A 22,658-nucleotide genomic window follows, 5' to 3' on the forward strand; every position below is an offset into this window, starting at 1 on the left:
TTCCTTTCCGGTGAGTGGTCACGCAAGTCGATGCGTTTGCGCTGTGTTTTTTGTTTGACGACGCATCCAGAATACGGACTCTCAACCACGTGGGTCTGTTAGCAAACCCACTTAGGCACCGGCGATTTGTAAGCAAACTTTACGGTCGGGCCGCTCCCGCATACAGGTCGATGATCTCGCTGACCCCGTCCCGGCACACCGGGCAGAAGGCTTCGCTGCGGTCGAACATCAGGCACTGCATCGCCGGGCGGTAGTAGCCGCTCGCTTCGTAGTTCGCGCCCTCGAAGGCGCCGACCGCGTGGCGGTGCGGCTTGCCCGCGAACAGAGCCTGGGTGGCCTTCAGGTCTTCGTGAAACAGCGCGTTCATCTCGCTCTCCGGCCGGTTCACGGCGCGCAGGGCCGCCCGCTTCTTCTGGTAGGCGCGCGAGGCGTCCTCGTAGGCGGCCTTGGGCCAGGGCGTCGGCAGCGGCGTGCCGGCCTTCACGTGGCGCTTCCACTTGATGTTGGCCGGGTCGCGCAGCGCGGTGACGTTCGGCTCCCAGGGTTCCATGCGCGTACTGGCGGCCGCATAGGCGACCGGCGAGGTGTAGTACTCGTCGGCCAGGCCGGCGAAGTGGTGGCCGAATTCGTGCACGAACAGGTAGTTGGCCCAGGCGTTGCCGGCCGCCGCGGTACTGAACTGGCCGAAGATGCCGCCGCCGCCATAGGTCTCGTTGTTCACCAGGATCTCGATGAACTCGTAGGGCGCATGCTGGGCGATGTCGCGCAGCGCGCGGTTGTCCAGGGTGAGCACATAGCGCTCGCTGCCGAAGATGTCGTAGCGCGTGCCCAGCGCGGAGGCGCGGTGCACGCCGGTGGACGGGCGGCTGATGCCGGATTCCGCGGTCGGCACCGCCAGTGCCCACACGTTGAAGTCCTTGGCGCGCTCCTTGAACGGCGAGACCGAGAACAGGTATTGGGTCAGGCGGCGCGCGTCCGCCTCGAACTTCTTCATGTCGGCGGCGGTGTAGCCGTCGCCCATGACCAGCAGGTCGACCTTGTCCGGCGAAGGGCCGCTTGAGTGGATCGGGATCGGCTTCGCGGGCAGCGCGGGCTGCTGCTTCACGACTTCCTGCGCGTCGGGATCCACCTCGACGCTCCAGGCCACCGAGAACTGGTTGCGTTCGTCGCGCTGGAGGATGCGCACGCGCACCGGACGGTCCGGCTTGGGAAAGCGCACCGATTCCTGGAAGCTGCGGCTCATCTTGTTCGCCTCTTCCGTCGTGCGCCACTCGCCGAAGACGGTCGAGAAGCCGCGCGAGTACAGCAGGTCGCCGGTCTTCGCATCCACCACCTCGACCCGGTTCTGGCCGCGGTTGGTGTCGTCCAGGTTGCGGGCGGTGTGGCCGGGCCAGGGCAGCGGCTCGATGACGACGCGCTCGAGGGCATACTGGTCGGAGAGCGCATTGCCGCTATGGGCGTAGTCGACGCGGACGGTGGCCGGCTGGGCCGCCTGTGCGATGCCGGCAGCGAGTGCCAGCACAGCCGCAAGGATGCGGGAAGCGAAACGGATCATGGATGGTCCTCATTACAGGAAGGTCATCCATTGTAATGCGGGGGCTCCCCTATTTGCTGGCCTCGGCCGCCACGCTCTCCACCTGCCGGTACTGGTACAGCGGCCGCTGCACCACGATCGGCCGGATGTCGAGCCGCATGTTGTAGACCGAGTACTGCTCGGTGAGCGAGGACATGTAGCCGACGCTGTCGCCGGTGCGCGTGAGCCTGAACTCGAAGCCGAGCTCGGGCTGGATGCCGTTGGGGCTGTCGAGCGAGAGGCCGATGGCTTCCGGCTGGTCGCTGTCGATCAGCTTGGCCATCAGGTCGACCACCGTGCTGTTGCCGAGGATGTCGGCCGAGAACAGGGGCTCGCGATAATAGGGCCGGGCCGGGTCGACCCGGTTGTCGAGCTTGTCCGCCGAGGGCGTGAAGGTCTGGGTGACCAGGTGGAAGCGGTCGCCGTTGTCCAGGTAGCTCAGGCGAACGTTGCTGATGCTCAGTGGCCCTCCCTTCTGTCCCTCCTGCGGCACCGCCTTCGACAGGTCGACCAGCAGCGCGCCGCGGTAGCCGATGACTTCCACCTCGCGGCTCGGCCCCACGATCATGGCCGTGTTCTCGTCGATGCCCAGGCCGAGCTTGTAGCCCTTCTTGAGCATGACCGGCACCATGCGCGCGAAACGGCCGCGCACCAGCAGGTGCTGGTCGATGAAGACGTCGTCGCCGATGAAGCCGAGGCCGGGCGCGATTTCCTTGCCGTCGTCGAGGCCGAGCTTGAGGGTGGCGAGCACCGTCCTGGGGCGGCCGAACATGGTGCTGCTCATGATGGCGGCGCCGGCGCTGGAGCCGGCGATCATGCCGCCGCGGCGGTACATGTCCCACAGGGCGTCGAGCATGCGGGTATTGCTGCCGTCTTCGCGCCGCAGGGCGCGCGTGATGCGGCCCTGGTCGCCACCGGCAAAGTAGGCGCCGCCGGCCGAACGCACCGCGGCGGCCAGCGCCGGATCGTCGGCGGCGGCCTGGTAGTCGATGCCGGACAGGCGCACCGCGACCGGCACGAAGAAAGCCCTGGCGCCGTACTGGTTGAAGCGCTCGACGAGGAATTTGCCGGCTTTCTCGGGACTGGCCGAGGCCGAGGCGAATACGGCGATGCGGGCGCCCTTGCCGCCCGCAAGCTGGACCATGCGCTCCCAGACGGCGGCATTGTCGGCGCGCAAGGCGCCGCCGATGATGACGAGCGAGCCCTTGGGCTGAGGGGCTTGCGCCGCCGCAAGCACAGGGCTCGCCGTCAGGGCAAGGACGAATAGCGCACGGAACACAATGCGGACGACAGCGCCAGGCATACGAATCCTCTCAGTGGAGATGATCGTAAGCCTGATTCCAGAAGGGCGTCGCCGTCTTGAGTATGCTCAGGATAAATATATGTTCGGAAAGTAACGCTCCATCATGGTCTCGGGACGCTGGAGCGGCGTGAACCCGAAGCGTTCGTACAGCCCGTGCGCGTCCGTGGTGTTGAGCGTGAAGCGGCGCAGTTTCTGCAGGCTGGGGTGGCGCAGCACCACCCCGATCAGCTGCTTGCCGTAGCCGCGGCCGCGGTATTCCGGCACCACGAACACGTCGACCAGGTTGGCGAAGGTCGCGAAGTCGGTGATCACGCGCGCGAAGGCGATCTGGCGCCCGTCGAGGTAGCCGCCGAAGCAGAGCGAATTCTCGATGGCGCGCTCGACCACCGGACGCCCGATGCCGATTGCCCAGGTCGACTGCTCGCTCAGGAAGCGGTAGATCATCGGGATGTCCAGCTGTGTCTGGTCGGTACTGACCTGGAAGCTCGAATCGTTGGTAATCATGGAAGCTGTCAATCCGGCTCAAAAAACCAATTCTAGCGCCGTTCCTGGATGCCACATTTTCAATTGAACGGCGCTCCCGGCCCCTTCCTCGCTACTGCTCAGCCGTTACGCAGATAGCGTTCCGGCAACTGCAGCTTCGGGTCTTCGGCGCGCCAGATCAGGCTCAGCACGTACCAGCGCTTGCCGTCGTGGACCAGCTGGATGCTGTTGATGCCGCGCATGAAGGGCTTGGCATCCTCCTTGGCGTGGCGCGCCTCGTAGGTGCTGAACACATGGGCGATCTGGCCGAAAGTCTCGGTGGTGCGCGCCTTCTCGGTCTCGAAGAAGCCCATGGTGGCGAAGTTCTTGGTGTTGCGGGCGATGTAGTCGTCCGGCGTCAGGGTGCGCAGGACGAAGCTGCCGTCCGGGCGTGCGCCGACCGCGCCCATCCGGCCCTCGGGCGCGAACAGCGAACGCATGCGGTCCCAGTCGCGCGGCGCGCCGGCCGGGCCCGAGATCACGTCATAGACCGCGGCGATGATGGCGTCGATCGAGGCGACGTCCGCCGGGCGGGCTGCCGGCATGCTGGCTGCCGCAGGGGCGGCCGGTGCGGCCTGTTGTGCCATGGCCGCCGGTGTGGTCAGTGCCAATGCCAGGCCAAGCTGGGCCAATCGATGCATGTCTCCCCCTTATTGTTGTCATTTATTGAACAAGTGCGCACATGATTGCGCATTTCCGGGCGCTTGTCATCCACCACGGATGGGGTTTCTCAGGCCAGTTATAATCGTCGGATAGCAAAAGGGATCCCACCATGAACGAACAATTCTCCAAGAAAGCCGAAGCCTGGTCGGCGCGCTTCTCCGAACCCGTTTCCGACCTCGTCAAGCGCTACACCGCCTCGGTGTTCTTCGACAAGCGCCTGGCGCCCTTCGACATCCAGGGCTCGCTCGCCCATGCCGAGATGCTGGCCGCACAGGGCATCATCAGCGAACAGGACCGCGCCGAGATCGAGCGCGGCATGGCGCAAATCAAGGGCGAGATCGAGGCCGGCAGCTTCGAATGGCTGCTCGACCTGGAAGACGTGCACCTGAATATCGAGAAGCGCCTGACCGAACTGGTGGGCGACGCCGGCAAGCGCCTGCATACCGGCCGTTCCCGCAACGACCAGGTGGCGACCGACATCCGCCTGTACGTGCGCGCGGCGATCGACGACATCCTCGGCCTGCTGGCCAGCCTGCGCGGCGCGCTGACCGACCTCGCGGAGCGCCACTTCGACACCATCATGCCCGGCTTTACCCATTTGCAGGTGGCGCAGCCGATCACCTTCGGCCACCACATGCTGGCCTACGTCGAGATGTTCGGCCGTGACGCCGAGCGCATGCAGGACGCGCGCCGCCGCGTCAACCGCCTGCCGCTGGGCGCCGCCGCGCTGGCCGGCACCACCTTCCCGATCGACCGCCTGCGCGTGGCGAAGACCCTGGGCTTCGAGGACGTGTGCCACAACTCGCTGGACGCCGTGTCCGACCGCGATTTCGCGATCGAGTTCACCGCTGCGGCTTCCCTGATCATGATGCACGTCTCGCGCTTCTCGGAAGAGCTGGTCATGTGGATGAGCCCGCGCATCGGCTTTATCGACATCGCCGACCGCTTCTGCACCGGCTCGTCGATCATGCCGCAAAAGAAAAACCCGGACGTGCCGGAACTGGCGCGCGGCAAGACCGGCCGCGTGTATGGCCACCTGAACGGCCTGCTGGTCCTGATGAAAGGCCAGCCGCTGGCCTACAACAAGGACAACCAGGAAGACAAGGAACCGCTGTTCGACACCATCGACACGGTCACCGATACGCTGCGCATCTTCGCCGACATGGCGGGCGGCATCACGGTGAAGGCCGAGAACATGCGCGCCGCGGCGCTGCAGGGCTACGCCACCGCCACCGACCTGGCCGACTATCTTGTCAAGAAGGGCCTGCCCTTCCGCGATGCGCATGAAGCCGTGGCGCATGCGGTGCGCGCCTGTGACAGCGCCAAGTGCGATCTGTCGGAGATGTCGCTGGAGAAGCTGCAGGAGTTCTCGCCGCTGATCGAGCAGGACGTGTTCGCGGTGCTGACGCTGGAAGGTTCGGTGGCGGCGCGTGACCACGTCGGTGGCACGGCGCCGAACCAGGTGCGCAAGGCGATCGAGCGCGTGCGCAAGCAACTCTCGTAATCGTAGGATGGCCGGCTAAGCCGGCCACCGACTACCCTCCGCGTTTGTCTCGGCCGCGCTGCTTTGCGGCCTTCATCAACACTTTCCACTTGCCCCGCTCGGCAATCCGATCCAGCGCGGTCTGCTCGGCACGCCTCACCTCGCGCAAGAGCTTGCGGTAGTTCTGCAGCCTGTCCGCATCCACCACCTCCCTGACCGCGCACCCCGGCTCGCTCTCATGGCTGCAGTCGCGGAACTGGCAGCCTTCGGACAGCGCAGCGATGTCGTTGAACGACAGCTCCAGCTCGTCCTCGTCCGCATCCGGCTGCCACGCGCGCAGGCCGGGCGTGTCGATGATGCATGCACCGCCCGGGCAGCGGTGCAGCGAGCGCGCCGTGGTCGTGTGGCGGCCGCGGTCGTCGCCGTGGCGGGTGCCGCCGGTGGCCTGGGCAGTGCCCGCCAGCGCGTTGGTGAGCGTGGATTTGCCCACGCCCGAGGAGCCGAGCAGCACCAGGGTCTGGCCTGCCCCCAGCCAGGGCGCCAGCACGCCGTCATCCCGCTGCTCCGAGGGAATCAGCTGCAGCAGCGGCACATCAATCGGGATGCGCTGGCGCAGCTGGGCGATCCGGTCCTCCACCGCGCTGCCGATGTCGGGTTTGGTCAGGATCATGACCGGCGCCACGCTGCAGGCGCGCACGATGGCAATGTAGCGCTCCATGCGGCGCGGATTGAAGTCGTTGTCCAGGCCCATCAGCAGCAAGGCGGTATCGACGTTGCTGGCCAGCACCTGGCGCCCGGACGGGGTCCGCCTGGACAGCTGGGTGAAGGCCTCCAGGGGGGCGTCGATCCACCAGTCGCCCAGGCCGTGGGTGACGAGCACCCAGTCGCCCACCACGGGCTGGCCGCTCGACACGAAACGGGCGCTGCGCGCCGGGAAAGCCTCGCGGCCGTCGTCGAGCGTCAGCCAGTCGCGCTGGACGGAGGTGACGCGGGCAAGCCGCTGTTGCGGCGATGCATCCGCGCATTGTGTAAGGAAGTGCTGTTTGAAACCGATCCCGTGCAGGGTCGGGAAATCGAAGTCGATCATGACGATGTGTTTTCCAGTCTGATGGCGCAACAGGCGTGCGCGGGCAGCCGCGGCAATGGCGGCAGGATCAAGGAATGGAAGGTCGGCGCGCTGGCGCGCTCAGGACATCGTCGGGATGGACGAGCGGATCAGGCGGCCGACCGGAGGGCGGTATCAGGCTGGTTCATGCGGCGTCTCCGTGGGTCGATTGAAGGAAAGGCTAGTGTGGCAGGGCATTGCCACAGCGTCAAGGGACTGGCGGACGAAAGCTTCCTGCCGTTTGCGCTATGCTGCACGATTGTCCATCCAGCGAGATTGTTTCCGTGACGCCAACCAACCCCTCTGTCCTGCCCTCCCGCGAATATGCTGCTTTCCTGTTCGACATGGACGGCACCATCCTGACGTCGATCAAGTCCGCCGAGCGGGTCTGGACTGCGTGGGCAATCAGGCACGGCCTCGACCCGGTGAGCTTCGTGCCGACCATCCATGGCAAGCGCACCGAAGACACCATCCGCCATCTCGGCCTGCCCGGTGTCGATCCGGTCGCCGAAGCGCTGGGCATTGCCCTGGCGGAGATCGAGGACGTGGACGATATCGAAGAAATCGCGGGCGTAGGACGTTTCCTGGCCAGCCTGCCGAGCGACCGCTGGGCCATCGTCACCTCGGCCTCCCGTGCCCTGGCGACGGCCCGCATCGCCGCTGCCGGCCTGCCCCTGCCGCCCCTGCTGGTATCGGCCGATGACGTCAAGCGCGGCAAGCCCGCGCCCGATCCCTTCCTGCTGGGCGCGCAGAAGCTGGGCGTGGCGCCCCAGGATTGCCTGGTGTTCGAGGACACGCCGATCGGCCTTGCCGCGGCGGAAAGCGCGGGCATGGACAGCATCGTCGTGACCGCCACCCACACCCATCCGGTCGAGACGCGCTCGGCCCCGGTGCCGGACTATGCGGACCTGGTTGCTGTGCGAACAGAAAGTGGCTTGCTGAAGGTGCTGCGCAAGATCGGTCACTGAGAACACGCTTGTACAGACGCGATCGACACCCATATACCGGGTATCGACGTAATCCAGGGAGGCGCACATGCACCGCTACCGCAACACGAGCGGCGAATCCGGCGTCGTTGCCTATGACATCGACAAGGACTCGATCACCATCCAGTTCAGCGGCGGCGATCGCTATCTGTACACCGAGCGCAGCGCCGGCGCCGAAAACATTGCCCGGATGCAGGAACTGGCCCGCGAAGGCCGCGGGCTATCGACCTTCGTGAGCCAGCACATCCGCAGCCGCTATGCGCGCAAGCTGAACTGATTCAGCCGCGTGGTGGATAGGGTGTGCCGTCCCTGTGCGTGAAGGAATTCGTGGCGCCGTCGTAGCGGAGGTCGACGTCAGGGTAGCTCGCCACATCCTCCTTCACGCGCGAGCCCACGCACAGGAACACGCCCTGGCCCCAGCTGCGGTTGATCAGGTGGTGCCCGTTCGGCTTTCCCGCCGGGAAGGCCGCGCAGTCGCCAGCGCGCATCAGGGTCTCGCCTTCGTCGGTGACCAGCACCAGTTCGCCCGACACCACCATCACGAACTCGTCCTCGTGCGAGTGCCAGTGGCGCTGCGAGGACGCCGCGCCGGGCTGCAGCTCGACCAGATTGACGCCGAACTGCGTCAGGCCGCCGGCATCGCCCAGCGCCTGCCTGGTGCGCCCGTCCACCAGTTCGGCAAAAGGCTCGGGATAGCCGGTGCCGCCCACCACGGGAATGCTGCTCAGGTCCAGTCTCGACATGCGATAAGTCTCCTTGGTTGTGGCAGCGGACGGCGCCCTCGCGTCGTCCTAGCCGCGTTTTTGTACCAGCGTCAGGATATCGTAACTCGCCACCAGCTCGTCGTGTTGATTCGTTACCTGCACGTCCCAGGCCACCACGCCCTGGCCGCGGCCCTGTTCATCAAGCCGGTTGCGGTCGACCTTGCGCTTGCAGGTCAGGCGCGCGCGGATGGTGTCGCCGATCGCCACCGGGGCCACGAAGCGCAGGTTGTCCAGGCCGTAGTTGGCCAGCACCGGACCCGGGGCCGGCGACACGAACAGGCCGGCCGCCGCCGACAGCACGAAGTAGCCGTGGGCGATGCGCTTGCCGAACTGGGTGTCCTTGGCCGCAATCTCGTCGAAGTGCATGTAGAAGTAATCGCCCGAGACGCCGCCGAAGTTGACGATGTCCGCCTCGCTCACGGTGCGGCGGTGGGTCAGCAGCGAGTGGCCCACTTCGAGGTCTTCGAACCAGCGGCGGAAGGGGTGGATGTCGGTTTCCTTGACGGCGCCGCCGCGCACGTACTCGCCGGTGACTGCGCCCAGCATGGTCGGCGAGCCCTGCACCGCGGCACGCTGCAGGAAGTGCTTGACGGCGCGGATGCCGCCCAGCTCTTCGCCGCCGCCGGCGCGGCCCGGACCGCCGTGCTTCAGCTGCGGCAGCGGCGAGCCGTGGCCGGTGGAATCCACCGCCGATTCGCGCTCGAGGATGTGGACACGGCCGTGCGAGGCCGCGGCGACCGGCACCGCATGCGCCGCGATCGCCGGGTCCTTCGTCACCAGGGTGGTCACCAGGCTGCCCTTGCCGCGCGCGGCCAGATCCAGCGCCTCGTCGATGTCGCCGTAGGTCATCAGGGTCGAGACCGGGCCGAAGGCTTCGATGTCGTGCACGGCCTCGTTGACCGAGGCATTGCGGCACAGGAGCAGGGTCGGCGCGAAGAAGGCGCCGTTGGCACAGCCCTCGCCTACCGGGTTGAAACCGTCGCGGGCGCTGAACAGCACCTCGTTGCCGCGCGCGAGCATCTCCACGCGTTCCGAGACGTCGCGGTGCTGGTCCATCGAGGCCAGCGCGCCCATGCGCACGCCTTCCATCTTCGGATTGCCGACCGTGATCTTGGCCAGGCGTTCGCGCAGGCGCTGGCCGACGGCGTCGACGTGCTGTTCCGGCACGATGACGCGGCGGATCGCCGTGCACTTCTGGCCGGCCTTGCCGGTCATCTCGCGTGCGACTTCCTTCACGAACAGGTCGAACTCCGGATCGTCGGGCGTCACGTCCGGCGCCAGGATGGCGCAGTTGAGCGAGTCGGCTTCGGCGGTGAAGGGAACCGATGCGCGGATCAGGTTCTGGTTCGCCTTCAGCTTGGCGGCGGTGTCGGCCGAGCCGGTGAAGGTGACGGCGTCGAAGCCGCCCAGACGGTCGAGCAGGTCGCCGGTCGAGCCGATGACCAGCTGCAGCGCGCCTTCCGGCAGCAGGCCGGACTCCATCATCATCTTGACGGTGGCGTGGGTCAGGTAGCTGGTGGCGGTGGCCGGCTTGACGATGCAGGGCATCGCGGCCAGGAAGCTCGGCGCGAATTTTTCCAGCATGCCCCAGATCGGGAAGTTGAAGGCGTTGATGTGCACCGCCAGGCCGCCGCGCGGCACCATGATGTGGGTGCCGGCGAAGCCGCCACGCTTGCCCAGGGCGATGGCCGGGCCTTCGTGCAGAACATTCGAAGAAGGCAGCTCGCGCCCGCCCATGCTGGCGTAGGCGAACAGGGTGCCGATGCCGCCTTCGACGTCGACCCAGCTGTCCGGACGGGTGGCGCCGGTCAGGTGCGAGATCTCGTACAGCTCTTCCTTGCGCTCCATCATGTAGAGGGCCAGGGCCTTCAGGCGCTGGGCGCGCTTCTGAAAGTCGAGCCCCATCAGCCCTTTCACGCCGGTCTTACGGGCGTAGGTGACGGCTTCGTCGAAGTCGATTTTTTCGGCGTGGGTGTGGAAGATCAGTTCGTTGTTCAGCGCGCTGTGCAGCGGGGTATGTGCTTCAGTGCCGTGCCAGCGGCCGGCGATCAGGCTTTGCAGGGTTGCGATGTTGCCCATGTTCTCAGTCTCCGTTCTTGTCTCTTCAGGTTTTTGGCTTGTGCATGCCGTCGGGAGCGAATTCGATGCGCTTGCGCCCAGGCTCGACCTCGCCCAGCGCCTCCACCTCGCGCATCGTCTGCAGCGAGCGCACATTCAGCTCGTGGTACTGGCGCGTCCCGAAACTCTTCCACTTCACGTCGTCATCGGTGAGTTCGCGCATGATCCTGGCCGGCGTGCCCATCACCATGCTGCGCGGCGGGATGATCATGCCCGCCTTCACGAAGCTCATCGCGGCCACGATCGATTCTTCGCCGACGACGGCCTTGTCCATTACCACGGCATTCATGCCCACCATCGCATTGCGCTTGATGCGGCAGCCGTGCAGCACCGCACCGTGCCCGATGTGGCCATCGACTTCGACCACCGTGTCTTCGCCCGGGAAGCCGTGCATCACGCAGGTGTCCTGCAGGTTGGCGCCCTCTTCCAGGATCAGGCGGCCGAAGTCGCCGCGCATCGAGGCCAGCGGGCCGACGTAGCAGCGCGGGCCGACGATCACGTCGCCGATCAGCACCGCCGACGGGTGCACGTAGGCGCTGGGATGCACCACCGGCCGCACGCCGTCGATCTCGTACACCTTGACCATGCTTACACCCGCTCGACGATGATCGCGATGCCCTGGCCGACGCCGATGCACATGGTGCACAGGGCATAGCGGCCGCCGGTGCGGTGCAGCTGGTTGACGGCGGTCGTGATCAGGCGCGCACCGGATGCCCCCAGCGGGTGGCCGAGGGCGATCGCGCCGCCGTTCGGATTCACGTGGGCGGCATCGTCGGGCAGGCCGAGGTCGCGCATTACGGCCAGGCCCTGGGCAGCGAAGGCTTCGTTCAGTTCGATGACGTCCATCTGGTCGAGGCGCAGGCCGGTTTGCAGCAGCAGCTTCCTGACGGCCGGCGCCGGGCCGAAGCCCATGATGCGCGGCGCCAGGCCGGCGGTGGCCATGCCGACCACGCGGGCGCGCGGCGCCAGGCCGTTGCGTACGGCGGTCGTCTCCGAGGCCAGCAGCAGCGCGCAGGCGCCGTCGTTCAGGCTCGAGGCGTTGCCGGCGCTGACCGTCCCAGCGGGCATGACGACCCCCTTCAGTTTCGCCAGCGCGTCCATGCTGGTCTCGCGCGGCTGCTCGTCGGTGTCGAACACGCGCGACTCGCCTTTTTTCCCATGGATCGTGACCGGGACGATCTCGTCCTTGAAGAAGCCGTCGACATGGGCGCGTGCCCAGCGCTGCTGGCTGCGCAGCGCGAACGCGTCCTGGTCCGCACGATTGATGTTGAATTCCAGCGCCACGTTCTCGGCGGTCTCCGGCATCGAGTCGATGCCGTACTTCGCTTTCATGAGCGGGTTGACGAAGCGCCAGCCGAGGGTGGTGTCCTCGATCTTGGCCGCGCGCGAGAAGGCGCTGTCGGCCTTGCCCATCACGAAGGGCGCGCGGGTCATGCTTTCGACGCCGCCGGCGATGATCAGGTTCGCTTCGCCGGCGCGGATCGCGCGTGCGGCCGTGCCGACGGCGTCCATGCCCGAGCCGCACAGGCGGTTGATGGTATTCGCCGGCACTTCCTGCGGCAGCCCGGCCAGCAGCGCGGCCATGCGGCCGACGTTGCGGTTGTCCTCGCCGGCCTGGTTGGCGCAGCCGTAGAACAGGTCGTCCACGGCGCCCCAGTCCACGTCCTTGTTACGGGCGATGAGGGCGGCGATGGGCAGCGCACCCAGGTCGTCGGCGCGCACGCTCGACAGCGAGCCGCCGTAGCGGCCGAAGGGGGTGCGGATGGCGTCGCAGATGAAGGCGTCGGTCATGAAAGTCTCCTTGTTGTTCAGTTCTTCGGGCGCTTGTCGACCACGCGCCGGGCCTTGCCGGTCAGCGTGCGCTCGATCCCGCCGGGCGGGGTCAATGTCACGCGCGTGCTCACGCCCACATAGGTCTTGATGCAGTGCTGGAGTTCGCGGCACAGCGCGTCCATGTCAGCTTGGGAAAGTGAGGCCTCGCGCAGCTCGCCCAGCACTTCCAGCGTATCGAGGTGGCCGTCGCGTGCCACCACCAGCTGGTACTGCGGCGCCAGCGCCGGCATCTTGAGGATGATTTCCTCGATCTGGCTCGGGAACACGTTGACGCCGCGGATGATCAGCATGTCGTCCGAACGGCCGGTGATGCGGCCCATGCGGCGCATCGAACGCGAGGTCGGCGGCAGCAGGCGGGTCAGGTCGCGGGTGCGGTAGCGGACGATCGGCAGGGCTTCCTTGCTCAGCGAGGTGAACACCAGCTCGCCCTCCTCGCCGTCGGGCAGCACTTCGCCGGTGTCCGGGTCGATGATCTCGGGATAGAAGTGGTCTTCCCAGATGGTCGGGCCATCCTTGCTTTCGATGCATTCGCTGGCCACACCCGGGCCCATCACTTCGGACAGGCCGTAGATGTCGACCGCATCGATGCCGGCGCGGGTTTCGATCTCCCTGCGCATGGCGTCGGTCCAGGGCTCGGCGCCGAAGATGCCGACCTTCAGCGAGGAAGCGGCCGGGTCGAGGCCCTGGCGCGTGAATTCCTCGATGATGTTCAGCATGTAGGAAGGCGTGACCATGATGATCGAAGGCTGGAAGTCCTGGATCAGCTGGACCTGCTTCTCGGTCTGGCCGCCCGACATCGGGATCACGGTGCAGCCCAGCTTCTCGGCGCCGTAGTGCGCGCCCAGGCCGCCGGTGAACAGGCCGTAGCCGTAGGAGATGTGCACCATGTCGCCGCGACGTCCGCCGGCGGCGCGGATCGAGCGCGCCACCACGCCGGCCCAGGTGTCGATGTCCTTCTGCGTATAGCCGACCACGGTGGCCTTGCCGGTGGTGCCGCTCGAGGCGTGGATGCGCACCACCTGCTCGCGCGGCACGGCGAACAGGCCGAAGGGGTAGTTGTCGCGCAGGGTCTTCTTGTCGGTGAAGGGGAACTTCGCTAGGTCGGCGAGCGACTTGAGGTCTTCCGGGTGCACGCCGGCGGCATCGAAGGCCGCGCGGTAGTGCGGCACGTTCTCGTAGGCGTGGTGCAGCGACCACTTCAGGCGCTCCAGCTGCAGGGCCTGCAGTTCGTCGCGGCTGGCACGTTCGATCGGTTCCAGCTCTTCTGGCACCGGATTGCGTTGGACCATCTCGACCTCCTAGTCTTTACTCAAGCTCTGCGACCATGCCGCTGACGCGGTGCGACTTCCCGCGGAACAGCGCCACCGTGCGTCCTTCCTGGTTGCTCACCCTGATGTCGTAGACGCCGGTCTTGCCCTGCAGCGCCTGCTCCACCGCTTCGGCCACCAGCAGGTCGCCTTCGCGGCCCGGCGCCAGGTAATCGATCGTGCAGCCGGCGCCCACGGTATTGAAGTTGTGCGAGTTGCAGGCGAAGGCGAAGGCGCTGTCGGCCAGCATGAAGATGTAGCCGCCGTGGCAGGTGGCGTGGCCGTTGAGCATGTCGCCGCGCACGCGCATCGACATGCGGGCGTAGCCGGGACGGATCTCGTCGAGCGTCATGCCCAGGGCCTGGCTGGCCGGATCGCGTTCGTACATGGTCTTGCCGGCCAGCTCGGCCAGCGCCTGCGGATCGCTATGCATGGAAGCTGGCTCCGTGCGGATTGGCGGCCAGCTTGCGGCGCAGCAGCGGCGAGACGCGGTAACGGTCTTCGCCATAGGTGGCGGCCAGGTTCGACAGGACGGCCACGATGTGCTCCAGGCCGACGCTGTCGGCCCAGGCCAGCGGCCCGCGCGGATAGTTGACGCCCTTCTGCATCGCGATGTCGACCGCGGCCGCGCTGCATACGCCCTGGTTGACGGCATCCGCCGCTTCGTTGGCCAGCATGGCGACGGTGCGCATCACGGCCATGCCCGGCACGTCGTCGAGGCGTGTCACGGCAAAGCCGGCGGCCTGGAACATGCCGACCACGGCGTTGTAGGCCTCGTCGCTGCACTGGTCGGCGCGCGCCAGCGCGATACGGGTGGCGCCGGCAGGGTCGAGCAGCAGGTCGTAGACGACGGTGTCGTCGTGCCAGCTTTCGGCGGCGCGTTCGGTGGCGCTGCGGCCATCGGTGAGATACACGGCGGCGCCCTGGCATACGAAGCCCGGCGTGCTGTCGAGGGTCTCTTCGTGCGGCAGTTCGTAACCGGCAGCGGTGAGGCGCGCCGCCAGCGCCGCGATCGCGCCTGGTTCGCCGCCGACGATAGCCACCGATGCGGGCCGCGCCTGCGGCGCTTCGGTCTGCACGGGGGGCTTCTCGATGCCGTCGCCGTAGCGGTAGAAGCCGCGCCCGGTCTTGCGGCCCAGGAAGCCTGCATTGACCAGTTCCTGCTGCAGGATCGAGGGCGTGAAGCGCGGGTCGCCGAAGTAGGCGTCGTAGACCGAGTTCGTGACCGAGAAGTTGACGTCGTGGCCGATCAGGTCCATCAGCTCGAAGGGACCCATGCGGAAGCCGCCGCAGTCGCGCAGCACGGCATCGATGGTGGCCGGTTCGGCGGCCTGCTCGAGCAGGAGGCGCAGGGCCTCGGCGTAGTACGGCCGGGCAACGCGGTTGACGATGAAGCCGGGCGTGGATTTCGCATGCACCGGGCTCTTGCCCCAGGCTGCGGCCGTGGCGTAGGTGGTCTCGGCGACGGCCTTGTCGGTGGCGATGCCGCTGATGACTTCGACCAGGGCCATCAGGGGCACCGGATTGAAGAAGTGCATGCCCACCAGGCGTTCCGGACGGCGCAGTTTGGCCGCGATCGCGGTGACGGAGATCGACGAAGTGTTGGTGGCCAGGATGCAGTCGTCGCTGACGATGCCTTCCAGTTCCGCGAACAGGGCGCGCTTGGCGTCCAGGTTCTCGACGATGGCTTCGACCACCAGCGCGGCCTGGGACGCTTCCTGCAGCGTAGCGATGCGCTTCAGCCGGTCATGTGCTTGGCTTGCCGCGGCGGCGTCCATGCGGCCCTTTTCGACCAGCCTGGCGTAGGTCTTGCCGATGTCGGCGATGGCCTTGTCGGCGGCATCTGGACGGGTGTCGAACAGCAGCACCTGGTGGCCGGCCGTGGCCGCGACCTGGGCGATGCCGCTGCCCATGGCGCCGCTGCCGACGACGGCGATGATGCTGTCTTGCGGGAGTGCCTGCATGGTCTTACTCTCCCTTGAAGTGCGCCGGGCGCTTGGCGATGAAGGCGGCGACCCCCTCGCGGTAGTCGTGGCTGTAGCCCAGTTCGCGCATCATCTCGCCTTCCAGCTTGAGCTGCTCCGGCAGGGTGTTGGCCCAGCTGGCCTGCAACGCCTTCTTGGTGAAGGCCAGGCCGCGGGTTGGCGCAGCGGCGAAATGCTCGGCCATGGCCATGGCCTGGTCCATCAGGGCTTCGTCCGGGACGCAGGCCCAGATCAGGCCCCATTGCTCGGCCTTCTCGGCGCTCAGTTTGTCGCCCAGCATGGCCAGGCCGGTGGCGCGTGCATGGCCGATCAGGCGCGGCAGGTGCCAGGTGCCGCCGGTATCGGGGATCAGTCCCAGCTTGCAGAAGGCTTCGATGAAGCTGGCCGATTTTGCGGCCAGCACGATGTCGCAGGCCAGGGCCAGGTTGGCGCCGGCGCCGGCGGCCACGCCGTTGACGGCGCAGATGACCGGCATCGGCAGCGATTTCAGGGTCAGGACCAGCGGGGCGTAGAACTTCTCGACGGATTCGCCGAGGTCGACGCCTTTCCCGCCAGGTTCCACGGCACGGTCCTGCAAGTCCTGGCCGGCGCAGAAGCCGCGGCCGGCGCCGGTGAGGACCAGGACGCGGACCGACTTGTCGGCCTGCAGCTTGTCGAGGGCGTCGCGCACTTCAAGGTGCATGGCCTGGGTGAAGCTGTTCAGGCGATCGGGACGGTTCAGCGTCAGGAGGGCGATGCCGTTCTCGATCTTGAACTGGATGGATTCGTAGCTCATTGGTGTCTCCACATTCTTATTGTTGTTGGATGCGCCTTATTCGGCGATGTCGAAATCGACCACCACCTTGTCGGTGATCGGGAAGCTCTGGCAGCTCAACACGAATCCGCGCGCCACTTCGTAGTCTTCCAGCGCATAGTTCACGTCCATTTCCACCTGCCCGTCGAGCACCTTGCAGCGGCAGGTCGAGCACACGCCGCCCTTGCACGAGTAGCGCATGTCGATGCCCGCGCGCAGGCCGGCGTCCAGCAGGGATTCCTTGTCCTTGTCCATCGTGAAGCTGGCCGCGTTGCCGTCCATGATGACGGTGACTTCGGTCTGGTGCTGCTGCCCGGCTTCCAGCTTGCGCGGCTTGTGCTCGTGCTTCGGGATGCTGGCGGCGAACAGCTCGATGCGGATCTTTTCCTTGGCCAGGCCGGCCGCCTGCAGCGAACGCGAGACGCCGTGCATCATGTCTTCGGGGCCGCAGATGAAGGCCACGTCGATGTCGCGGATGTCGATCCAGTGCTTCAGGAAATGGCCGCACTTTTCTTCGGTGATGCGGCCGTTGAACAGTTCGATGTCCTGCTGCTCGCGGCTCATCACATACACCAGCTTGAGCCGCTCCATGTAGCTGTCCTTGAGATCGGTCAGCTCGTCGCGGAAGATCACGCTGGACGAGGCGCGGTTGCCGTACACGATGGTGAAGCGGCTCTTCGGCTCGGCCTTGAGCGTGGTCTTCACGATCGACAGGATCGGCGTGATGCCGCTGCCGGCCGCGAAGGCCAGGTAATGGCGTTCGCTGTCGGGGTCGAGCGGCACGTTGAAGTGGCCCATCGGCGGCATCACCTCGATCGTGGCGCCCGGCTTGAGGCTTTCGTTGGCCCAGGTCGAGAACCGGCCGCCGCTGACGCGCTTGATGGCCACGCGCAGGGTATCGTCCTGCACCGCCGAGCAGATCGAATAGGAACGGCGCACGTCCTCGCCGTCGATCAGCGCGCGCAGGGTCAGGTGCTGGCCCTGCTGGTAGGCGAATTGGGCTTTCAGCTCGGGCGGGACGTCGAAGGTGACGGCGATGGCGTCGCGGGTCTCGTGCTTCACCTTGGCCACGCTCAGTGGATAGAATTTGCTCATCTTAATGACACTTGAAATAGTCGAAAGGCTCGCGGCAGTCGAGGCATTTGTACAGCGCCTTGCAGGGCGTCGAGCCGAACTCGCTGGTCAGCTGGGTGTGCGGCGAGCCGCAGTGCGGGCAGGCCACCTCGGGCGCGGCGCGGCGCCGGATGCCGGCGTGCAGGCCGCTGATGTCGATCGCCTGCTGCACCGGGGGCGCAATGCCGTAGCCCTTCAGGGCGGCCTTGCCGGCCTCGCTCATCCAGTCGGTGGTCCAGGCGGGCGCCAGGCGGCTGAGGATGCGCACGTGCTCCAGGCCGTGGGCCTGCAGGGCTTCCTTCACCGCATCCGCGATCACCTGCATCGCCGGGCACCCGGAATAGGTCGGCGTGATCGTCACGACGCAGGCATTCCCCTCGAAGGCGACTTCGCGCACGATGCCGAGGTCCACCACCGAGATGACCGGGATCTCCGGATCGGCGACCTCGCCGAGCCAGCTCCACACCTGTTCCGTCGTGACGCCAGCGAGGCTCATTACCACTGCGCTCCGGGATAGGCGCGCTGCAGGAACTGCATCTCGGCCAGGATGTAGCCGAGGCGCTCGCTGTGGCGGCCCTGTTTGCCGCCGCGCTGCATCCAGGCGTCCGGCGACGGCATCGTCAGCGTGGCTTCCGCCAGCACTTCCGCCAGGTGATCGAGGCACATCTTGCGCAGCGGCTCGGCGGCCGGGGCGACGCCCTGCTCCACCATCGCGTTGTCGACCGCGTCGTAGAGGAACATTTCGCCGCTGTACATCCACAGCTCGTCCAGCGCCGACTGCATCCTGGCGTGACTGACGTCGGTGCCGTCGCCCAGGCGCACCACCAGGTCGCCCGAGCGGCGCAGGTGGTAGGTGACTTCCTTGATCGATTTTTGCGCGATCTCGGCGATGCGCGCATCGTTTGACCTGGTCAGGCCGTCCATCAGGAAGTAGTGCCAGGTATCGAACAGGAACTGGCGCATCATGACCTCGGCGTAGCTGCCGTTCGGCTGCTCGACCAGCAGGCAGTTGCGGTAGTCGTGGGCGTCGCGGTGGAAGGCCAGGCGGTCTTCGTCGCGGCCCTTGCCTTCGAGTTCGCCGGCGTAGCTCAGCCACATGCGGGTCTGGCCCAGCAGGTCGAGCGCGACGTTCGACAGCGCCATGTCTTCTTCCAGCGCCGGGCCCTTGCCGCACAGCTGGCACAGCTGCTGCGACAGGATCAGCGCGTTGTCGCCCTGGCGCAGGAGGTACTCGATCTTTGCGTCCACAGCCGACCTCACAGGTTCTTGACTTCTTCCGGCATCGGGAAGAAGGTCGGGTGGCGGTACACTTTGCTGTTGGCCGGCTCGAACAGGGCTTCCTTGTCGTTCGGGCTGCTGGCGACGATGTCCTGGGCGCGCACGACCCAGATCGAGACGCCTTCGTTGCGGCGGGTGTAGACGTCGCGCGCGTTGTTGACCGCCATCTCGGCGTCAGGGGCGTGCAGGCTGCCCACGTGCTTGTGGGCCAGGCCGTGCTGGCTGCGGATGAAGACTTCCCACAGTGGCCATTCTTTGCTCATTTGCTCTCTCCGGATTCTTATGCTGCCGCCTTGGCTGCGGCTTTCTTGTCGGCGTGGGCGACCAGGGCGTCGCGGAACCATTCGCCGTCTTCATAGGCTTTCACGCGGGTGCGCAGGCGCTCGCGATTGCAGGGGCCGTTGCCCTTCAGGACGTTGTGGAACTCGCTCCAGTCGATCTCGCCGAAGTCGTAGGAACCGCGCTCTGCGTTCCACTTGAGGTCGGGGTCGGGGATGGTCAGGCCCAGGTATTCGGCCTGGGGCACGGTCTGGTCGACCATGCGCTGGCGCAGCTCGTCGTTCGAGAACAGCTTGATGCGCCAGGCGGTCGATTGCGCGCTGTTGACCGACTCGGCATCCGAGGGGCCGAACATCATCAGCGACGGCCACCACCAGCGGTTCAGCGCATCCTGGGCCATCGCCTTCTGCTCCGGCGTGCCCTTGGCCAGGGCCATCATGATGTCGTAGCCCTGGCGTGCGTGGAAGGACTCTTCCTTGCAGACGCGGATCATGGCGCGCGCATACGGGCCGTAGGAGCAGCGGCAGAGCGGGATCTGGTTGATGATGGCCGAGCCGTCCACCAGCCAGCCGATGGCGCCCATGTCGGCCCAGCTCAGGGTCGGGTAGTTGAAGATGCTCGAGTATTTCGCCTTGCCCGCGTGCAGGGCCTGCAGCAGCTCGTCGCGCGACACGCCCAGGGTCTCGGCGGCGCTGTACAGGTAGAGGCCGTGGCCGGCCTCGTCCTGGATCTTGGCCAGCAGGACCGACTTGCGCTGCAGCGTCGGGGCGCGCGTGACCCAGTTCCCTTCCGGGAGCTGGCCGACGATCTCGCTGTGCGCATGCTGCGAGATCTGGCGGATCAGGGTCTTGCGGTAAGCCTCGGGCATCCAGTCCTTGGGCTCGATCTTGATGCCGGCGTCGATGCGCGCCTGGAACGCCGCTTCGTCGGCGCTCATGTCTTCCTCGGTACGGACTTTCTTGAGCCCGGTCTCCACCATCTGTGCATACATGTCTGGTCTCCATTGCAAACCTACTCAATCCATAATACGATACAAAAAATCGGATGTACACCAAATTTTTGAATCATATTAGGGTCTTATCAAGATGACACGACTGACCAGCGGCGAGTGGATCGACCACTTCCTGACGACTGATCCGCCGCGCCACAAATCGCTGGTGATGACCCTGTGCGGCGACGCCATCGCCCCGCATGGCGGCGCTTTCTGGCTGGGCAGCATGATCGAATTGCTGGCGCCGCTCGGGGTCAGCGACCGGCTGGTGCGCACCAGCGTGTTTCGCCTGGTGCAGGAAGGCTGGCTGGTGGCCAGCCGCGAGGGCCGGCGCAGCCGTTATGCGCTGGAGCCGAAGGCCCTGCCGCGCCTGGCGCGCGCCAACCGCCGCATCTATTCGCCGCCGGGGCTGGACTGGGACGGCCGCTGGCGCTTTGTGCTGGCGCCTACCAACAGCATCGACGGCGACCTGCGCGCGCTGCTGCGCAAGGAACTGGAATGGGAGGGCTTTGCGATGCTGGCCACGGGCGTGATGGCGCACCCGGCGCCGGACGGCGATACGCTGCGCGAGATCCTGGCCAGGTCGGGCGCCGCGGGCAAGGTATTCGTGTGCGATGCGGCCGAGCTGCCCGGCGTCGGTTCGCGGGCGCTGCCCGAGCTGGCGGGCGACGCCTGGGATTTGTCCGGCGTCGTAGCCGGCTACCGCGGCTTCATCGACAGTTTCTCTCCACTGCTGGACACGCAGGCAGATCTCACGCCGCAAGACGCCTTCTCGATCCGCACCCTGCTCATCCACGCCTATCGCCGCGTGCAGCTGCACGACCCCATGCTGCCGCTCGAACTGCTGCCCGATCCGTGGCCGGGGACCGCCGCCTACGAACTGGCGAAGCAGGTCTACCGGCTCAGCTACGCCCGCGCCGAGGAGCACGTCATGCGCTTGCTGGGCAAGGAGGACGAGCACACGCCCCCGGCCGACGACAGCTTCTACGGCCGCTTCGGCGGTTTGGCTTAGTCGCGCACTACGCGGTATGATCAGCGTTTTACCCAACATCCATACCCAGGACACACCATGTCTATCAAGATCAGCAGCCAGTTCGACGCTGGCGCCATCGAGGTCGTGAACGCCACGAGCGCGAACGCCATCGACCTGAACATTCGCAAGGATTCCCACGCCGACATCATCCAGTGGTTCTACTTCCGCCTGCAGGGCGCGCAAGGCGAAGCCTGCAGCATCCGCTTCCTGAACGCCGGCCAGGCCGCCTATCCGGCCGGCTGGGAAGGCTACCAGGCGATGGCGAGCTACGACCGCGTGAACTGGTTCCGCGTGCCGACGTCCTACGACGGCCAGGTGATGACGATCGAGCACACTCCGGGCATGGACAGCGTCTACTACGCCTACTTCGAGCCGTATTCGTGGGAGCGCCACCTGGAGCTGCTCGACCGCGCCCAGATGTCCGAGCAGGTGCGCATGCTGGACCTCGGCTCCACCGTGGACGGCCGCGACCTGAACATGCTGGTCATCGGCGAACCGTCGCCGGAGAAGAAGAAGGTGTGGGTGATCGCACGCCAGCACCCGGGCGAGACCATGGCCGAGTGGTTCGTGGAAGGCATGCTCGACGCCCTGCTCGACCCGGCCCATCCGTTCGGCCGCCAGCTCTTGAAGGAATCGGTGTTCTACGTGGTGCCGAACATGAACCCGGACGGCTCGGTACGCGGCAACCTGCGCACCAACGCGGCCGGCGCCAACCTGAACCGCGAGTGGATGAACCCGACCATGGAGCGCAGCCCGGAAGTCTTCCTGGTGCTGAAGAAAATGCATGAGACCGGGGTCGACCTGTGCCTGGACGTGCACGGCGACGAAGGCCTGCCCTACGTGTTCGTGGCCGGCAGCGAATCGCTCCCGACCTGGAGTGAACAGCAGGCTGCGCAGCAGCAGCGCTTCATCGAGGACTTCAAGATCGCCAGCCCGGACTTCCAGGACGTGCACGGCTACGGCAAGACCCCGTTCACCGACGAAACGCTGACCATGGGTTCGCCGCACATCACCCACGCCTTCGGCTGCCTGTCCCTGACCCTGGAACTGCCGTTCAAGGACAACGCCAACGACCCGGATCCGCAGGTGGGCTGGGACGGCGCCCGCAGCGCACGCCTGGGCGGCGCGGTGCTGCAGCCGGTGCTGAACGCGGTCCGCGCGCTGGGTAAAGCATGACGGTCTTCGCCGCTTCCGTATTCGACGCCACCGTCGTCTTCGAAGGCCAGGAGCTGTTCAAGGGCCGCGGTGCGGCCCAGACCTGGGCCGAGAAGGTGGCCAGGGAGCTCGAGGTCGAAGTGACGGTCGAGAAGATCGGCACCGGCTGGGCCTTGAAGGCGACCGTCGATGGCGAGCCCCGTACCTGGGGCATCTATGGCCAGCGGCTCAGCCGGATCGAGCAGGCCGGCTAGCCGTTCTTCCTCTGCAAGCGACTGCAAACGCCCCGGTTTTCCGGGGCGTTGTCATTTCCGGCCCCACCCGAACGCCGATGTATGCAGATGGCATACGCGGGATTCTGTTGCATTTTTTTC

Annotated in this window: 24 protein-coding genes; 6 read left to right on the plus strand and 18 right to left on the minus strand. The window is 66.5% G+C overall.

Going from position 1 to position 22,658, the window contains the following annotated elements; genetic code table 11:
* Positions 1–139: 139 nt before the first annotated feature.
* The 4 genes from AC56LK_RS08240 to AC56LK_RS08255 all read right to left on the minus strand — a co-directional run bounded on the left by AC56LK_RS08240 (position 140) and on the right by AC56LK_RS08255 (position 4,039).
* Positions 140–1,555 (minus strand): IgA Peptidase M64, encoded by a 1,416-nt coding sequence (locus AC56LK_RS08240; RefSeq protein WP_497184067.1) that lies wholly within the window; start codon positions 1,553–1,555, stop codon positions 140–142.
* A gap of 49 nt (positions 1,556–1,604) precedes the next feature.
* A complete protein-coding gene (locus AC56LK_RS08245; RefSeq protein ID WP_497184068.1) occupies positions 1,605–2,876 on the minus strand; it encodes a cyanophycinase in 1,272 nt (423 codons plus the stop codon).
* A 66-nt stretch (positions 2,877–2,942) separates the two neighbouring features.
* Positions 2,943–3,380, minus strand: a complete 438-nt coding sequence (locus AC56LK_RS08250; protein WP_497184069.1) for a GNAT family N-acetyltransferase — start codon at positions 3,378–3,380, stop codon at positions 2,943–2,945.
* Between the two features lie 98 nt (positions 3,381–3,478).
* A complete protein-coding gene (locus AC56LK_RS08255; protein ID WP_497184070.1) occupies positions 3,479–4,039 on the minus strand; it encodes a hypothetical protein in 561 nt (186 codons plus the stop codon).
* Between the two features lie 131 nt (positions 4,040–4,170).
* Here AC56LK_RS08255 and argH point away from each other — a divergent pair, with 131 nt between their 5' ends.
* Positions 4,171–5,565 (plus strand): argininosuccinate lyase, encoded by a 1,395-nt coding sequence (gene argH / locus AC56LK_RS08260; protein WP_436104234.1) that lies wholly within the window; start codon positions 4,171–4,173, stop codon positions 5,563–5,565.
* A gap of 31 nt (positions 5,566–5,596) precedes the next feature.
* On the opposite strand, the gene rsgA is transcribed toward argH, so the two are convergent.
* Positions 5,597–6,631, minus strand: a complete 1,035-nt coding sequence (rsgA, locus tag AC56LK_RS08265) for a ribosome small subunit-dependent GTPase A (RefSeq protein ID WP_497184071.1) — start codon at positions 6,629–6,631, stop codon at positions 5,597–5,599.
* A 302-nt stretch (positions 6,632–6,933) separates the two neighbouring features.
* On the opposite strand from rsgA, the gene AC56LK_RS08270 reads away from it, so the two are divergent.
* Together AC56LK_RS08270 and AC56LK_RS08275 are read left to right on the plus strand one after the other, a co-directional pair.
* On the plus strand, positions 6,934–7,617 hold the full coding sequence (locus AC56LK_RS08270) for an HAD-IA family hydrolase (protein WP_497184072.1): 684 nt from the start codon (positions 6,934–6,936) through the stop codon (positions 7,615–7,617).
* A gap of 67 nt (positions 7,618–7,684) precedes the next feature.
* Positions 7,685–7,912, plus strand: coding sequence for a hypothetical protein (locus AC56LK_RS08275; protein ID WP_436104231.1), 228 nt, complete (start codon positions 7,685–7,687; stop codon positions 7,910–7,912).
* A 1-nt stretch (position 7,913) separates the two neighbouring features.
* On the opposite strand, the gene AC56LK_RS08280 is transcribed toward AC56LK_RS08275, so the two are convergent.
* From AC56LK_RS08280 to paaA, 13 genes are read right to left on the minus strand one after another with little or no spacing between them, the layout of a single operon-like run.
* Positions 7,914–8,378, minus strand: a complete 465-nt coding sequence (locus tag AC56LK_RS08280) for a cupin domain-containing protein (protein WP_497184073.1) — start codon at positions 8,376–8,378, stop codon at positions 7,914–7,916.
* 48 nt (positions 8,379–8,426) lie between these two features.
* On the minus strand, positions 8,427–10,478 hold the full coding sequence (gene paaZ / locus AC56LK_RS08285; RefSeq protein WP_497184074.1) for a phenylacetic acid degradation bifunctional protein PaaZ: 2,052 nt from the start codon (positions 10,476–10,478) through the stop codon (positions 8,427–8,429).
* 25 nt (positions 10,479–10,503) lie between these two features.
* Complete coding sequence (paaY, locus tag AC56LK_RS08290; protein ID WP_497184075.1) at positions 10,504–11,103, minus strand: phenylacetic acid degradation protein PaaY; 600 nt, start codon at positions 11,101–11,103, stop codon at positions 10,504–10,506.
* A gap of 2 nt (positions 11,104–11,105) precedes the next feature.
* Positions 11,106–12,308, minus strand: a complete 1,203-nt coding sequence (pcaF, locus tag AC56LK_RS08295) for a 3-oxoadipyl-CoA thiolase (RefSeq protein WP_497184076.1) — start codon at positions 12,306–12,308, stop codon at positions 11,106–11,108.
* Positions 12,309–12,325: 17 nt separating this feature from the next.
* Complete coding sequence (paaK, locus tag AC56LK_RS08300; RefSeq protein WP_497184077.1) at positions 12,326–13,639, minus strand: phenylacetate--CoA ligase PaaK; 1,314 nt, start codon at positions 13,637–13,639, stop codon at positions 12,326–12,328.
* A gap of 16 nt (positions 13,640–13,655) precedes the next feature.
* Positions 13,656–14,090, minus strand: coding sequence for a hydroxyphenylacetyl-CoA thioesterase PaaI (paaI, locus tag AC56LK_RS08305; RefSeq protein ID WP_497184078.1), 435 nt, complete (start codon positions 14,088–14,090; stop codon positions 13,656–13,658).
* Positions 14,083–15,621: a 3-hydroxyacyl-CoA dehydrogenase PaaH gene (gene paaH / locus AC56LK_RS08310; protein WP_497184079.1), complete on the minus strand. Its 1,539-nt coding sequence runs from the start codon at positions 15,619–15,621 to the stop codon at positions 14,083–14,085. The genes paaI and paaH overlap by 8 nt, the downstream gene beginning before the upstream one ends.
* 4 nt (positions 15,622–15,625) lie before the next feature.
* Positions 15,626–16,417: a 2-(1,2-epoxy-1,2-dihydrophenyl)acetyl-CoA isomerase PaaG gene (gene paaG / locus AC56LK_RS08315; protein WP_497184080.1), complete on the minus strand. Its 792-nt coding sequence runs from the start codon at positions 16,415–16,417 to the stop codon at positions 15,626–15,628.
* Positions 16,418–16,453: 36 nt separating this feature from the next.
* A complete protein-coding gene (paaE, locus tag AC56LK_RS08320) occupies positions 16,454–17,530 on the minus strand; it encodes a 1,2-phenylacetyl-CoA epoxidase subunit PaaE (protein ID WP_497184081.1) in 1,077 nt (358 codons plus the stop codon).
* 1 nt (position 17,531) lies between these two features.
* A complete protein-coding gene (gene paaD, locus AC56LK_RS08325) occupies positions 17,532–18,044 on the minus strand; it encodes a 1,2-phenylacetyl-CoA epoxidase subunit PaaD (protein WP_497184082.1) in 513 nt (170 codons plus the stop codon).
* Positions 18,044–18,796: a 1,2-phenylacetyl-CoA epoxidase subunit PaaC gene (gene paaC, locus AC56LK_RS08330; protein ID WP_497184083.1), complete on the minus strand. Its 753-nt coding sequence runs from the start codon at positions 18,794–18,796 to the stop codon at positions 18,044–18,046. Before paaC ends, paaD begins: the two co-directional genes overlap by 1 nt.
* Before the next feature lie 8 nt (positions 18,797–18,804).
* On the minus strand, positions 18,805–19,089 hold the full coding sequence (gene paaB / locus AC56LK_RS08335) for a 1,2-phenylacetyl-CoA epoxidase subunit PaaB (RefSeq protein ID WP_224946646.1): 285 nt from the start codon (positions 19,087–19,089) through the stop codon (positions 18,805–18,807).
* Positions 19,090–19,106: 17 nt separating this feature from the next.
* Positions 19,107–20,096, minus strand: a complete 990-nt coding sequence (gene paaA / locus AC56LK_RS08340) for a 1,2-phenylacetyl-CoA epoxidase subunit PaaA (RefSeq protein WP_497184084.1) — start codon at positions 20,094–20,096, stop codon at positions 19,107–19,109.
* 94 nt (positions 20,097–20,190) lie between these two features.
* On the opposite strand from paaA, the gene paaX reads away from it, so the two are divergent.
* Genes paaX through AC56LK_RS08355 form a run of 3 tightly spaced genes read left to right on the plus strand, consistent with a single transcriptional unit; the run spans position 20,191 to position 22,538 of the window.
* Positions 20,191–21,108, plus strand: a complete 918-nt coding sequence (gene paaX / locus AC56LK_RS08345; protein WP_497184085.1) for a phenylacetic acid degradation operon negative regulatory protein PaaX — start codon at positions 20,191–20,193, stop codon at positions 21,106–21,108.
* Positions 21,109–21,165: 57 nt separating this feature from the next.
* Positions 21,166–22,305: a M14 family metallopeptidase gene (locus AC56LK_RS08350; protein WP_497184086.1), complete on the plus strand. Its 1,140-nt coding sequence runs from the start codon at positions 21,166–21,168 to the stop codon at positions 22,303–22,305.
* The gene (locus tag AC56LK_RS08355; RefSeq protein WP_436104216.1) at positions 22,302–22,538 is read left to right on the plus strand and encodes a hypothetical protein; all 237 of its coding nucleotides are present in this window, start codon (positions 22,302–22,304) and stop codon (positions 22,536–22,538) included. Before AC56LK_RS08350 ends, AC56LK_RS08355 begins: the two co-directional genes overlap by 4 nt.
* Positions 22,539–22,658 lie beyond the last annotated feature (120 nt).

Source organism: Telluria sp. ZB4P36 (assembly GCF_059685865.1).